At 47.8% G+C, this 13,702-nt stretch carries 10 protein-coding genes; 7 read left to right on the top strand and 3 right to left on the bottom strand.

Annotation, left to right across the window (positions count from 1 at the left end; translation table 11 throughout):
* Window positions 1-70 precede the first annotated feature (70 nt).
* Window positions 71-1,129 (bottom strand): hypothetical protein, encoded by a 1,059-nt coding sequence (locus tag HP552_RS25780; RefSeq protein ID WP_246311049.1) that lies wholly within the window; start codon window positions 1,127-1,129, stop codon window positions 71-73.
* On the bottom strand, window positions 1,126-2,961 hold the full coding sequence (locus HP552_RS25775) for an HSP90 family protein (RefSeq protein WP_175398229.1): 1,836 nt from the start codon (window positions 2,959-2,961) through the stop codon (window positions 1,126-1,128). The genes HP552_RS25780 and HP552_RS25775 overlap by 4 nt, the downstream gene beginning before the upstream one ends.
* A gap of 459 nt (window positions 2,962-3,420) precedes the next feature.
* Here HP552_RS25775 and HP552_RS25770 point away from each other — a divergent pair, with 459 nt between their 5' ends.
* From HP552_RS25770 to HP552_RS25750, 5 genes are all read left to right on the top strand, one after another.
* A complete protein-coding gene (locus tag HP552_RS25770) occupies window positions 3,421-4,326 on the top strand; it encodes an ABC transporter ATP-binding protein (protein WP_175398228.1) in 906 nt (301 codons plus the stop codon).
* Window positions 4,319-5,152: an ABC transporter permease subunit gene (locus HP552_RS25765; protein WP_175398227.1), complete on the top strand. Its 834-nt coding sequence runs from the start codon at window positions 4,319-4,321 to the stop codon at window positions 5,150-5,152. The genes HP552_RS25770 and HP552_RS25765 overlap by 8 nt, the downstream gene beginning before the upstream one ends.
* Window positions 5,153-5,173: 21 nt before the next feature.
* On the top strand, window positions 5,174-5,491 hold the full coding sequence (locus HP552_RS25760) for a MurR/RpiR family transcriptional regulator (protein WP_175398426.1): 318 nt from the start codon (window positions 5,174-5,176) through the stop codon (window positions 5,489-5,491).
* 61 nt (window positions 5,492-5,552) lie between these two features.
* A complete protein-coding gene (locus HP552_RS25755) occupies window positions 5,553-6,839 on the top strand; it encodes a DUF5050 domain-containing protein (RefSeq protein WP_175398226.1) in 1,287 nt (428 codons plus the stop codon).
* Window positions 6,840-6,988: 149 nt separating this feature from the next.
* Window positions 6,989-8,617 carry a helix-turn-helix domain-containing protein gene (locus tag HP552_RS25750; protein WP_175398225.1) on the top strand — a complete coding sequence of 543 codons (1,629 nt, stop codon included), beginning with the start codon at window positions 6,989-6,991 and terminating at the stop codon, window positions 8,615-8,617.
* 97 nt (window positions 8,618-8,714) lie between these two features.
* Here HP552_RS25750 and HP552_RS25745 read toward each other — a convergent pair whose 3' ends face one another.
* On the bottom strand, window positions 8,715-9,290 hold the full coding sequence (locus HP552_RS25745) for a GbsR/MarR family transcriptional regulator (protein WP_175398224.1): 576 nt from the start codon (window positions 9,288-9,290) through the stop codon (window positions 8,715-8,717).
* A 493-nt stretch (window positions 9,291-9,783) separates the two neighbouring features.
* Between HP552_RS25745 and HP552_RS25740 the strand changes: the two genes are divergently transcribed.
* Window positions 9,784-11,013 carry a quaternary amine ABC transporter ATP-binding protein gene (locus HP552_RS25740; RefSeq protein WP_175398223.1) on the top strand — a complete coding sequence of 410 codons (1,230 nt, stop codon included), beginning with the start codon at window positions 9,784-9,786 and terminating at the stop codon, window positions 11,011-11,013.
* Window positions 10,979-13,567: a glycine betaine ABC transporter substrate-binding protein gene (locus HP552_RS25735; RefSeq protein ID WP_175398222.1), complete on the top strand. Its 2,589-nt coding sequence runs from the start codon at window positions 10,979-10,981 to the stop codon at window positions 13,565-13,567. The genes HP552_RS25740 and HP552_RS25735 overlap by 35 nt, the downstream gene beginning before the upstream one ends.
* Window positions 13,568-13,702 lie beyond the last annotated feature (135 nt).

Below are 13,702 nucleotides of genomic sequence, written 5' to 3'. Positions count from 1 at the left end.
CACGTTAAACAGGCTTGTTCGGAAGGAGTATCTCCTTCTTCGAACAAGCCTGTTTCTTATCCTGTTTTAGCTATACTCCGATCAACATTGAAGAAACATGGTGATTGCCATTACGCTGATCATACTTGGCTGCAGCTGCATTGGCATGGTCCGCAAAATAATCAGCCAATGTGCGCAGGTCTCCGGGATCCCCTTCATACGGGAAGGAAGCAGGAAGGCGCAATCGGTATTCTGGCGATTCGTCCGCCCAGCGGCGCAGCAATTGGGCTGCTCTGGCGTAGAACATCATTTTGGCAAAAGGGTCCTCATGATCCACTGCCAGTACCAAACTTTCTTCCAACACATCGATTCCCTTCGACGGATTGGTTCGTGCCAGATAATCCATCTGTTCTGCAAAGCTCTGTACAAAATCATTTTGACCCTTAATCAACCGGTAACCCTTCTGCTGATGCTTGTCCGCTTCCTCAATCCGTCCAAGCCGATAAAGCGGCATCAGCACTTCAGATAAAGTCAGGTGCGGAATCTCTGCACAGCTCATCCGTCCCTTCAAGATTGGCTTGGCCGCTTCCAGGACCTTCCCATCGTCTCCCACAAGGATCCAGTAGCGCATGATTTCATCCTGTTCACAAGCTTCACAATCACTCATAAAGTCGCGGTCCATCGTTTTGAACTTGGCATAGCTGCTCCCCGCTTCCTCCAAGTCCCCCAGATCCATGGATATGCGGAAGCGATAATACCAGTAGGAACGCTCACTGTATCCAAAGGATTTGAAACGCCGTCCAAAGTCCTCCAGCAGCTCCATCATCTTATCGCGAGAAACCTCGGGAAAACTGGAGAGTTCGCCCAAGATCCATTTGTATGACCACATTAGTGTCTCTTCATCATAACGCTCCGGCTCTTGATCAAACTTGCCCAGCTGCCAGGAAAAAGCAATAAGAGCTTTCATCGGATATCCACAGAACGTGGCTGTCTCCACAATCTCGGATCGTGCTTCGTATGCTTCTTCCTCCATGCCGTTTACGTCAGCCACTCGGGCCGCTTCTTCAAGCATGCCCAGCTTCGCAGTTCCGTTAGGCAAGCCATAAGCCTCATCCATCAAATCCTCAAAATCCATCTCTGTATTCATCATGCATCCCCCTTGCGATCCGTATTTGCGCGTAAACCCCAATCAATAAAACGAACGATACCCTGATTCAGCACCTCAAGCTCCTGTCGGTTCATGGCATAATGCCCCATCATCAGGGCGTTCACATAGAGCATTTCGATGGCAATCGGCGTCATTTGGGAATCTGGCGTCGTTAACACCCGCTGAATGATTGGATTATTCACGTTCAGATACAAGGTTGAGTATCCAGCAGAGCTGATTCCAGCGGATAACGAGCCAAGTACGGAAGAGAACAGGTCTGTACTCTCCTCACTCGCTTTTTCCAATGCACGAAGCGTAGAAGATTCCTGCGATAGGGTGAATAGGACCGGCAGGTCTTCCGGCTTGAACCCTTTCACCTCAGCCCGGCAGCGGAAACGCTGAAGTGCAGCATCAGCCAGACGTAAAGCGTCATAATATTGATTGCGTTCAGCTGGCGGTACATCGGTAAAGCTGAGCGAAACCTGATCCGGCTGCAATCGCTCGGTATGTACATTCCTTACCGCAAGCGGCAGCGCAGCCATTAATTCGTTGTCATAGATGTACCCGCCATTAATAACCAACAGGGATTGTGCAGAGGCCACATGGTGAATCTGGCGATACTCATCCACTGTCGTGGTGAAGTATAACGTCTCTCCTTCATCCATTAACTCCCCGAGTTCCCGGTGCCCCCGAGTGCTCTCAAATGGCAGCCAGCGGTGAATCATCGCGTAAAACGCCTGATCCTGCACAGCCAGTGCCTTCATCGAGAGTGCATGCAGGCGAATCAGTTTCTTTAGACGTTCCGTCTGATTCTCTGCCATGTCAGCCAGCCCTTGACGAAGTGCATCGCCAAGTTCCGTGCGTACTTCTTCCAGCTTTTCATTCTCATAAAAATGTTCCCTCGAAGCTGTCGGCTGAAGCTCATCTGTCCAGATCAGGCACTTCACGAAGAACGCCCACTCCGGCAAAATATTCTCTGCCTTCTCCGAGATCAGCATTCGCTTCAGATAGACCCGGTGGGATCGCTTGGCATTCAGGTTTACGGCATGTGGGAGGACAAATGCAATCCCGCCGGTACGACCTGAAGCTGTTGTCAGCGGAATGAAATCTTCAAACGTCTCCCCGAGCAGGCGTCCACCAAAGGCAAGCACTTCCGCTTTGCGCCCTTTGGCAAGTTCCGGCTGCGTCAGCCACGCAGGCGACTCGGCATTGACGATGTCCTGTACTCCTCCGCTCTGAAGTGTCACTGGATAAGGCAATAAGGCCCCATAATAGAACAAGGCTTCTTTTACATATTCCGGTTCAAAATAATGAGCGGCCTCTGGCGTACAGCGCAAATACACTTTCGTCCCCGGAGATAACTGTGTCTCGAGCTGCCGAATGGTGTAGGTGCCATCAGGCTTGCCCCTCCACTCCATCGAAGGCCCACCCTTCGCGGATTGGGTCAGCATGACAATTTCATTGCTCACCATGAAGCAGGACAGCAAGCCGATCCCAAATCGGCCGATAAATGAAGTCTCACCGTCCAGCAGGGCTTGCTGTCCACGCTTCGAGGATTGTCCGATCATCGCCAAAAATTCGTGTATATCCGCTTCGGTCAATCCGATGCCATTGTCCTCCACCATCATCGTTAACTGCTCACCTGCACCAGTCAGCTCCACGCGCACTTCTCCCTGAAATCCGGGCTCTGCTTCGCTTCGTGCCGTGATGGCATCGGTCGCATTTTGCATTAGCTCACGCAGGAATACTTTGGGACTGCTATAGAGATGATTCGATAAAATCTGGATCATACCACTCAGGTTCACCTGAAAACGGTACTCATTGGATGCTGCCATTTCGTTCACCTTCCTCTAGTCTAAACACATCGGATCGCCAATACAGTATACGTATATATGATGTGTTAGACGAATTAAAAAATAGTAGTTATGTACTTCTAAAACATTGGCACTTCATCGCTTGGAAACGTAAACTTGCAACGTCAAGCCGGCCCTGGTGGTAACCAAGACCGGCGTTAGATGAATATTCAGGCATACATCATACGAATAAGGCCTTCCTGTTTGATTACCAAGTTATGGTTGGCAATGAAACGGGATATTGCATCCTTTTTATCACAATACAATGAACAAGAGAGACTGAAAACAAACCTGAGACCCGATTTTGCCGGACTTTAGGGTAGAAATGCCCTCTCCCTCCTGGGTCTTTAGACTGAATATTTATCTTTTTTTCGATTCATTTGAACGATTTTGTCCGGCCCGACGTAATATCTTCAAATTCAGAACGGATGGTGAAGGCATATGATTGAAGTTCACAGCATATCCAAGCAGTTCAAGGGGCATCAGGCGCTGAGTGATGTCAGCTTCACAATTCAACCAGGCAGTGTTACCGGGCTGATTGGTCCCAATGGATCGGGCAAAACCACACTGATCCGGATTATGAACGGCGTTCTCGGGGCTTCCAGCGGGTCCGTAATGATCAACGGGTTGAATCCCTCCGTCCAAGCGGAGAAGGTGCTGGCGATGTGCGGTACACTCACCGAACAGAGCGGATTGTATGAAAATATGAGCGGACGCGACAACCTGATTTTCTTCGCCGAGGCTTTTGGTGTACAGCATCACAATAAACGAATTGATGAGCTTGTGGAACTGTTCGAATTGCAGGCGTATCAGCACCGGAAAGTGGGCACCTACAGCACAGGCATGAAGAAACGACTGGGCCTTGCGAGAGTCCTGCTTCATCGCCCGTCCATTTTGTTTCTGGATGAACCCACCAATGGACTTGACCCAGATGGAATCCAGATGGTACTGCGCATTATTCGTCGGTTGAACCAGGAGGAGAAGATGACGATTCTGGTCTCATCCCACGTACTGTCCCAGCTCTCGGCCGTATGTGATCGTTATATTTTTATGGAAAAGGGTCGAAAGGTTGAAGAAGGATCCGAGCAGGAAATCGTGAACCGGTACCTCACCACACCACGACTCGAGGTGGAAGTCGCCATGCCTGAAGGGTGGAGTGTGGTAGCAGGATTCAATCCGGAGATCATTTCCGCTGACAAAGCGGTATTTCAGCTCCAGTCCCGTAATGAAATTCCCATGCTGTTAAGGAAATTAACCACGCATGGACAAGTTTATCAGGCACGCATTATCGGCAGTGATCTGGAGAGCATCTATTTTGCCATTAGGGAGGCACACCATCATGAATAACCGTCAAGCGATAAAAGCACTTGTGCGCAAAGATATCCGGGCCATCACAGCCAGCATCCAGCTCTGGCTCCCCATGTTGATTGTTCCACTCATTGTTGGGGTGATCATGCCTGCCGTACTCATGTGGATGGCCTCCAGAGTTGAACTTCGTTCCATTGGAAATCTCGGGTTCCTGCTCGACAGTCTGGATACATTGAGCAGTTCGGGACAGATTCCGGAGCTGGCTTCCATGCCTACGGATAACCATCGCATCGTCTATTATCTGGCCTTATACATGTTTGCACCGCTGTTTCTCATTATTCCAGTGATGGCTTCCAGCATTCTGACGGCTAACAGCTTCGCGGGTGAAAAGGAACGCAAAACACTCGAAGGCCTTCTATTCACACCAATCAGCATGGATACCCTGTTCAAAGGCAAGGTACTTGCTGCTCTGATTCCTTCGATCATACTGTCCTGGATTACCTTTCTCATTTATGGGATCATTGCCAACATCCTGATGTACCCCATGTTCGAAGCAATGATGTTTCCCAATCTGAATTGGGTCATTCTCGTACTGTGGGTTGTTCCGACATGCAGTCTTATGGTTATTCTGTTCAATGTGTTGATCTCGGCCAAAGTCCGTGGATTTCAGGAAGCATATCAGCTCGGAGGTCTAGTCGTTATTCCACTGCTGGCACTCATTGCTGGTCAGGCCAGCGGCATGCTGCTCATCAGCCCATTGGTGCTTCTTCTGATCGGGGCCGCACTTCTGCTCATCAGCTTCGTACTGCTTCGTTTGGTTACGCTATGGAACAGCCGCCAGCAGTTGGCTGAGAGTCAGATCTGACCATGGCACAAGTGGGATCATATTCCTCCCAAATGGACGGTAGACTATATTCTTAGCAATCCCGAAGTCGTTTTTGATTCTACTGCTCATGAACTGGCTCAAGCCACCTATACAAGCTTATTAACCATTGTTCGTTTATGCAAAAAGCTGGGTACCAAAGGGTACCCAGACTTTCAGTTAAAGCTTGCCCTCGATTACCAACGGGCTCCTGCCCCGATCCCTCCTCTGCATCATTCATTCACCGAACAAGGAGATGTGCTGCAGCGATTGATTCCGTTCCTTCCCTTTATAATCAGGCTGAGGTTTTGGTCTGTCTGTGATATAACATTTTTTCCCTAGTTTACCGATATAACTTAAGGAATGAACTACATACATATTGATGAAGGGTGTCGATGGTTTTATGAACAAATGGTTTACAGGCATGCAGCGCACAATTAGTACATTTCTATTGTTTACACTGATCACTGCAGCCATGCTGGGTGGAGGAACCGCCGCACATGCAGCTTCCCTCAGTCAATCCACCGTGTATTACGACTCTGACGGCGTATTGTACAAAGTATCCGGTGATGGCAGCAGTACCACAGAAGTTTTGCTTGATTTCCAGGGCGTTGACCTTGTTGCAGCAGGGTCACACCTTTACTACACTTCATCCGAAACTTCCACAACATTGCTTCGGGTGCCGAATGACGGGTCGCGTGATACCGCCGAGACGTTTGCAACAAACATTCTGCGTTACGATACGGACAACGGGTTCATTTATTATATGGATGCCAAAGGTTCGATCTATCGTGCAAATGGTGATGGTGCACCCTCTTCCGTCAAAAAGATTGCAGACAAAGCGGATACGGATTTCCCACTGCTTGCTGTCATAAATGGTCGTGTATATTATAACTCGCTCGTTAACGGTAACACTTGGATTGTCTCCAAAGCGACCAATGGCAGCGGAGCGGTGCAGCGGATTGCCGCAGGCGCAGTAGAGAGCACTTACTTTATGAATCCGGCAAAAAATGCTCTGCAGCTGATGGTCAACACCAATCCTTATGAAACTTACTACTCCACCAATGCAGTGGTGATGTACAAAGTGAACTACAGTACAGGAAAGGCCACCGCGGTTAATCCAAAAGCAAAACTGGATGTCAATGCGGTCTATTCCGGGGGCTGGAGTAACTCGTTTTATGTATACAACAAAGGCATCAGTTTGGACAGTAACAAGGATTACAACTATGCGACAGGCAAAGCTTTTGCCCTTACGACCTCGGGCAAAACACTCCAGCTCCACAGCAAGAGCATCAGAGAAATAAGTGCACTTGGCACAGACAAGGCCGTCATCATTGATGCAGATAAAAAAGCGTACGCCAAAACGGTCTCCGGCAATAAGGTTTCCAAAACAGCGAATCTGAATTTGAGCAACGTCAATTACGTTTCGAACCAGCTGACCAATGGTACGGCAACACTTGTTTACATCTCCAGCAACAACGGTCTCTACTCCGTAAGTTCGGCGCTCAAAGTGACCAAACTGGTTGGCGACGAATGGGACAGCTTCCATTTTAGAGATGGCGTACCAGGCATGTTCTATGTCAACGCGAATGATCTCTATCGCCTGTATCATATTCAGGCAAATGGAACAGGCAACCACGTGTTAAGCGACGTATTCCTGGACGATATCCTATTGGTAACACCAAACTAAACTGTTTTAATAAACATAAAGAGGATTACCCTGAAGCCCTGTGGCTCTCGGTAACCTCTTTTTTATGTTCACAACTATTTTTCAAAAATATCTTCCATATGAGAATGATAATTGTTATCATTAAAAAAATGAGACAAAGGATGGTCCGTATGAATGAACAGCTTCCCTTCATTGCTGAAACCTCAACTCTACCACTCCTCTCTTCCATGTGCCGTGTGCGCCGTGGGGAGAATTTCCGTGTGCATGGCATGACGGTTTCCCGGCCTATGCTGTGTCTTATTTTGCAAGGAGAAGGTATTCTGGTACTGAATGATGAAGTCCACACAGCTCACACCAACCAATTATTTGTTCTGGAAAAAGGTACAACCATTGAGGCCGCCTCACGCTCCGAAATTACGGAATGTATCCTCTTAAGCATAAACACGGTAAGTTTGCAGAAAGTACGGGGTGAATGGACCATGGCATCCGAGCCCGGTTTACCATTCCAATGGTCAACAGGTCCAATGCCTGTTCGCCATGAACAGCAGATGGTGTCGCGCTTTGAACAATTATACACAGCCTATCAGGGCGTTCAGCAGGAACATTTTATTAACATACACACCCAGCTTCACGAATTGCTGCAGTACATTTCCGAGAGTCGCCTAGAAGTCAACCAGGAGAAGGTCGATCCTGCACTGGAGCGAAGCATTATGTATATGCACCGACACATGGGTGAAGGAATCAGTATGGACCATTTGGCCAAAATCGCCGGACTTACACCGAGCTCATATTCCCGCAGCTTCAAGAAGGCCAAAGACATGTCACCTACAGATTACCTGAATCGCCTGCGAATTGACGAAGCCAAAAAACAGCTGCAGCAGGAGCATCGCTCAATCAAAGATGTCGCTGAATCCGTAGGTTACGGTAACGAGTATTATTTTAACCGCAAATTCAAACAAGCCGTGGGCATTGCGCCCAGTGTATATATAAAGAGAGATCAATTACGGATAGCTACGGCATCCATCCTCGGTCTGGAGAACCATTTGTCCTCTCTTGGGGTGGAAGCGATAGCGAGTATAAACGGATTCAATGATCAGGAACCAAGCGAGAGTGAACAGCAGCGTGAGCTCACATTGCAATGGAACAAGCTGCGTCAATCGAGGCCCGATCTGATTATTGCTGACTCATACCATGCACCCTATTACGATAAGCTGAAAAGCATTGCTCCAACCATTCTCCTTGAGCACGTCCAGGACTGGAAGCAGCATCATGTCCGTATTGCCGAACTGGTTGGACGGGAAAAACAGGCTTTGGCCAATCTCAAACAGCTCGCATTCAGAACGCTGGATGTAGCCCGACGTCTACAGCAGTTTTTCGATCATGAACGAGTTACACTTGTCGAGGTTAAGCCGCCAATGATCCGGCTTCAGGGGACGATCAATCACCCCCTGAGTCATTTGTTGTACAATGAATTAATGCTGAAGCCTGCACAGATTGCTCCGCCAGAACACCAGTGGGTCGATTACCCTGCGGAGCGCATTCCTTTACTGGACACAGACCACCTGTTTATCCACCGCCTCTCGATGCATCCAGCCAGTGAAAAACTGCTCAGACGTATGAAACAAACGTCTTCATGGAACCGTTCGCCTGCTGTACTGGGCGGCAATGTGCATGATATTTCGAGTTGGCTCACTAAGAGCTGGACACCTTCGGGACGCCACCAGATTATGGACGAACTTGTACATATCGCAGAACAGCATGCTGCCCTGTCTCAAACTGGATTAATTGTACAATTCTAGTCGATTTAGGAATGATGTCTGATCTATTTTCTTCATTATAAATAGACAAGCAAAAAAAAGGCGCCTCCATTTCAGGAGAGCGCCTTTTGGTTTCGTGCTAGGAGTTGTCTTGAATTTCTTCCCGCGGAACCAGTTTGTAGATTTCTTCATCTTCCATGGTGTCGATCAGTCGATCCAGCCATTTGTAATATGCTTCCGCCTGTAACACTTTATTTTTGTCTTCCTTTAGAATGTGAAGAAGTTCGGCATCTGCATGCTCGTCCAGGTCTTTAATCAATCGATTTAGCTCCTCAACTGACTTGCGCAGTACCTGAAGGTTACTCTCCACAGCTTTTCTCCATTTGATCGCAAAATAATCCGTAAACGTCTGGTGCCAGTCATACTCCACTTCATATAGGTCTTTCCGTGAGCCTTTGCTCCATACCTTATTTACCATTTTCAGATCCAGCAGTGTACGTACGCCGGTACTCATGCTTGTTTTGCTCATTTCCATTTCCCGGCCCATATCGTCAAGGGTCATTGGTTTGTCTGCAAAAAAAAGCAATCCATATAAGTGTCCCGTGGACAGCGTAACGCCGTATAGATCCATATTGCGCCCGATAGCTTCAATGACGCGTTTCCGGATTCTAAGAACGGTTGCCTGCTGTTCTTCTTGTAAATGGTCCAAGCCCATGCTTGCAACCTCCATTCTGAACATTCCCAGTCTTGGCACAAATAATTGCAACCATACAAGATTCTGCTTACATGGGAAAGCATCCGGCCGGACATCCTATATGCCAGAGGGCTTCGTTCACCCAATGTATGAAAATGGAACCTTAACCGGTTGCATCTGCCTACGACTATCTTTTAACCAAAAACAGCTTAAATTAGCTCATTTTCTATTGTAGGAAAAGCAATATCAAATGTAAAGGCGGCTTATTAGCCATAATAAGGAGTAAAATAGAGCATTCGGACGGAAAACTTTGTACAGTTTTTACTGTACAAACATTATGTACTGTTTATTCGGTTGCTATACTGGTTAAGTATTGTTACAATTTATAACGTTACCCAGAAAGACGGGAAGCGAAGCAACAATTACCGGATTTCGTGGCTGGGCGCACAAGTGTATGGGCTTGTGGATGCTGAAAGCCGTTCGAAGTGCACAACACATCAGAAGGGGTGAAAACATGACCATACTTGAAGTAAAGAATGTAAGTAAACTGTTTGGCCCCCAAACCGAGCAAGGTCTGCAATTACTGGAGCAAGGTTGGGGAAAAGAAAAGTTGGCCAAAGAAAAACAGATAACGGTTGGTGTCAACCGGGTCAACATGGAGATTAAGCAAGGTGAGATTTTTGTCATCATGGGACTTTCGGGGAGTGGTAAATCCACGCTGGTTCGTATGTTCAATCGCCTGATTGAACCGACATCCGGAGAAATTCTCGTCCATGGCAAGGACCTACGTAAAATGAACAAAGAACAATTGCGCGAAGTGCGCCGGAAAACGATCAGCATGGTATTTCAGAAGTTTGCGTTATTCCCGCACCGTACCGTTCTTGATAATGTGGAGTATGGACTTGAAATCCAAAAGGTTGATAAAGCCGTTCGCCGGGAAAAAGCGAAAACCTCACTCGAACTGGTTGGGCTCAAAGGCTGGGAAGACAAGATGCCGGATGAGCTGAGTGGCGGGATGCAGCAGCGTGTTGGTCTGGCTCGTGCACTTGCCAATGACCCGGAAGTGCTTTTAATGGATGAAGCGTTCAGTGCGCTTGACCCACTGATTCGCCGAGATATGCAGGACGAACTGATTGAGCTTCAGGATAAAATGAAAAAGACCATTATTTTCATTACCCATGACTTGGACGAAGCGCTGCGCATCGGCGATCGTATTGCCCTCATGAAGGACGGCGCTGTCGTGCAGATCGGTACTCCGGAAGAAATTATGATTCAACCGGCCAACTCGTATGTGGCCCGCTTCGTCGAAGACGTGGACTTGTCCAAAGTCCTCACGGCTGCTCATGTTATGCGGCGCCCTGAAACGATTACGCTTGACCGTGGTCCTCGTGTTGCCCTCGAATTAATGCGCGAACGTGGTATATCCAACCTGTTTGTCATTGACCGATCGAAGAAGTTGCTTGGTGTCATCACTGCAGAAGATGCATCCCGTGCGATGCGCGAGAGCAAAACTTTGAATGACATTCTGATTACAGATGGACCAACGGTTCCACCTGAAACTCTGATCCACGAATTGTTTGAAATTACAAGTTCAGCCCATGTGCCTCTCGCTGTGGTCGGTGAGAATGGCCGTCTGCAAGGTGTTATCGTCCGCGGTGCCCTGCTGGGTGCTCTTAGCGGTGAAGTTGCAGTAAAGGAGGAACTCGTGAATGATTCCCAAAATACCACTAGCGTCGTGGATTGAAGCCATCGTTGACTGGATGAGCTCCTCGCTCTCCGGATTATTTAATGTAATTTCTATCATTATTCAGGAAGTTGTCGGATTTTTCTCAGGGCTGTTCATGCTCCCACATCCGCTCCTGTTTATTGCCATACTTGGTGTACTGGCGTTCCTTGTTGGCCGGCTGCCACTTACCCTGTTTACGGTTATCGGTTTCTTGCTTGTAGATAACCTGGGATACTGGGCTCAATCCATGGATACACTCGGCCTGGTTATTACATCAGGATTGATCTCCATCCTGCTTGGTGTACCGGTCGGAATCTGGCTCGCATACAGCAAAACCGCATCACGCATTATTACGCCTCTGCTTGATTTCATGCAGACGATGCCTGCATTTGTTTACTTGCTGCCAGCCGTTACGTTCTTTAGTCTTGGTGTAGTTCCAGGTGTAATCGCGTCTGTCATATTTGCGATTCCGCCAACCATTCGTTTGACTCACCTGGGTATCAAACAGGTATCTGGCGAACTGGTCGAAGCTGCTGATGCGTTTGGTTCAACTTCCATGCAAAAGTTGTTCAAAGTACAACTTCCACTCGCCTTGCCTACTGTCATGTCGGGTATCAACCAAACGATCATGCTGTCGCTGTCCATGGTTGTCATTGCATCCATGATCGGTGCACAGGGTATTGGTGCTGAAGTATACCGTGCGGTAACACAGCTTCAAATTGGTAAGGGTTTTGAAGCGGGTCTGGCTGTCGTGGTACTCGCGATTGTACTCGATCGTTTCACACAAAATCTGTTCATGCCTGGTCGCAAAAAGACCTCTCGTTTATCAGGCAAACAGAAAGCATGGATTGCTGCAGCTGCTACACTCGTTGTACTCGTTGCAGGCTTTTCCCAATATTTCACTGGTAACAGTTCTTCTGCCGGTGGCAGCAACACAGCAGCAAACGCTGTAGGTGAAGAAGTCAATTACCAGATCATTGGTATTGATCCAGGTGCAGGGATCATGAAGTCTGCTGCAAAAGCGATTGAAGATTACAATCTATCCGACTGGACCCTCATTGAAGGATCTGGTGCAGCCATGACTGCGACACTGGACAAAGCGCTTAAAGCTGAACAACCGATCATTATTACAGGCTGGACTCCGCACTGGATGTTCAACAAATATGATCTGAAATATCTGGAAGATCCTCAGAAATCCTTCGGTGATGCTGAAGAAATTCACACCATTGCACGTAAAGGGTTGAAAGAAGATCATCCTGTCGCTTATGAATTCCTGTCCCGCTTCCAATGGTCATCGGATGAAATGGGCGAAATGATGATTGCCATTCAGGGCGGTACTTCTCCAGAGCAAGCGGCCAAAGATTATGCGGAGAAACATGCCGATCAGATTGCCGAATGGACTAAAGGTCTGACTCCTGTTAATGGCGACGAATTCAAACTGAGCTATGTTGCTTGGGATTCCGAGATCGCCAGCACCAATTTGCTGAAATATGTGATGGAAAACAAACTGGGCTATAAAGTAAACGCCCTGCAGGTTGAAGCCGGACCGATGTGGACGGGTGTTGCCTCAGGCGACGTAGACGCCTCGCCAGCAGCTTGGCTTCCGTTAACTCACGCTGACTACTGGGATCGTTATAAAGACCAGGTCGATGATCTGGGTGCTAATATGACGGGAGTACGTACAGGTCTCGTGGTTCCTAGTTACATGACGGACGTGAATTCGATTGAAGATCTGGAAACCGGTGCTGCTTCCTCCGCGCCAACAGCTAATGCCAATGTAGGCGATGAAGTGAACCATCAGATCATCGGTATCGATCCAGGTGCAGGCATTATGAGATCCACAGCAAGTGCCATTGAGAAATACGGTTTGTCCAACTGGAAACTGGTTGAAGGTTCAGGAGCCGCAATGACAGCTACGCTGGATAAAGCTGTTAAGAATAAGGAACCGGTTATCGTTACTGGCTGGACACCCCATTGGATGTTCAACGCATACGACCTGAAATACCTGGAGGATCCGGAAGGTGTCTACGGTGAAGCCGAACAAATTCATACAATTGCCCGTAAAGGGTTAAAGGAAGACAAACCGGTCGCTTATGAATTCCTGGATCGCTTCTCTTGGACAACTGAAGAGATGGGTGAAATGATGATCGCTATTCAAAATGGAGAAGATGCTCAGCAAGCTGCTGCTGCTTATTCAGAGAAGCATAGTGACCAAGTGGCTGAGTGGACCAAAGGTCTGACTCCAGTGAATGGCGAATCCATCAAACTAAGTTATGTGGCCTGGGACTCCGAAATTGCAAGTACCAACTTGCTGGAGTATATTCTGAAGGAAAAACTCGGTTACAATGTAACTTCCCTTCAAGTTGAAATCGGTCCAATGTGGACGGGCATCGCCAACGGTGATGTAGATGCTACGCCAGCCGCATGGTTGCCACTTACTTCATCAGATTATTACAACAAATATAAGGATCAGATCGATGATCTGGGTCCGAATATGGACGGTGCCAAAACAGGTCTGGTTGTACCAGCCTACATGGACATCAATTCCATTGCAGATTTAAAAGATAATTAAACCAGATCGAGTTGAATCAACCTCAATTTGGAAAAAAGACCACCGAATTTTTCGGTGGTCTTTTTTTATATGCTGCTTTTTCTGGAATTCGAGCAACCTGATTTCATTAAGGCTAGATCTCATTTGAGATGTACT

The organism is Paenibacillus xylanilyticus (assembly GCF_013359935.1).
GTDB classification, from domain to species: domain Bacteria; phylum Bacillota; class Bacilli; order Paenibacillales; family Paenibacillaceae; genus Paenibacillus; species Paenibacillus xylanilyticus.
The sequence above is the reverse complement of the archived record's forward strand: the minus strand, read 5'-3'. Positions and strand labels throughout refer to the sequence as shown.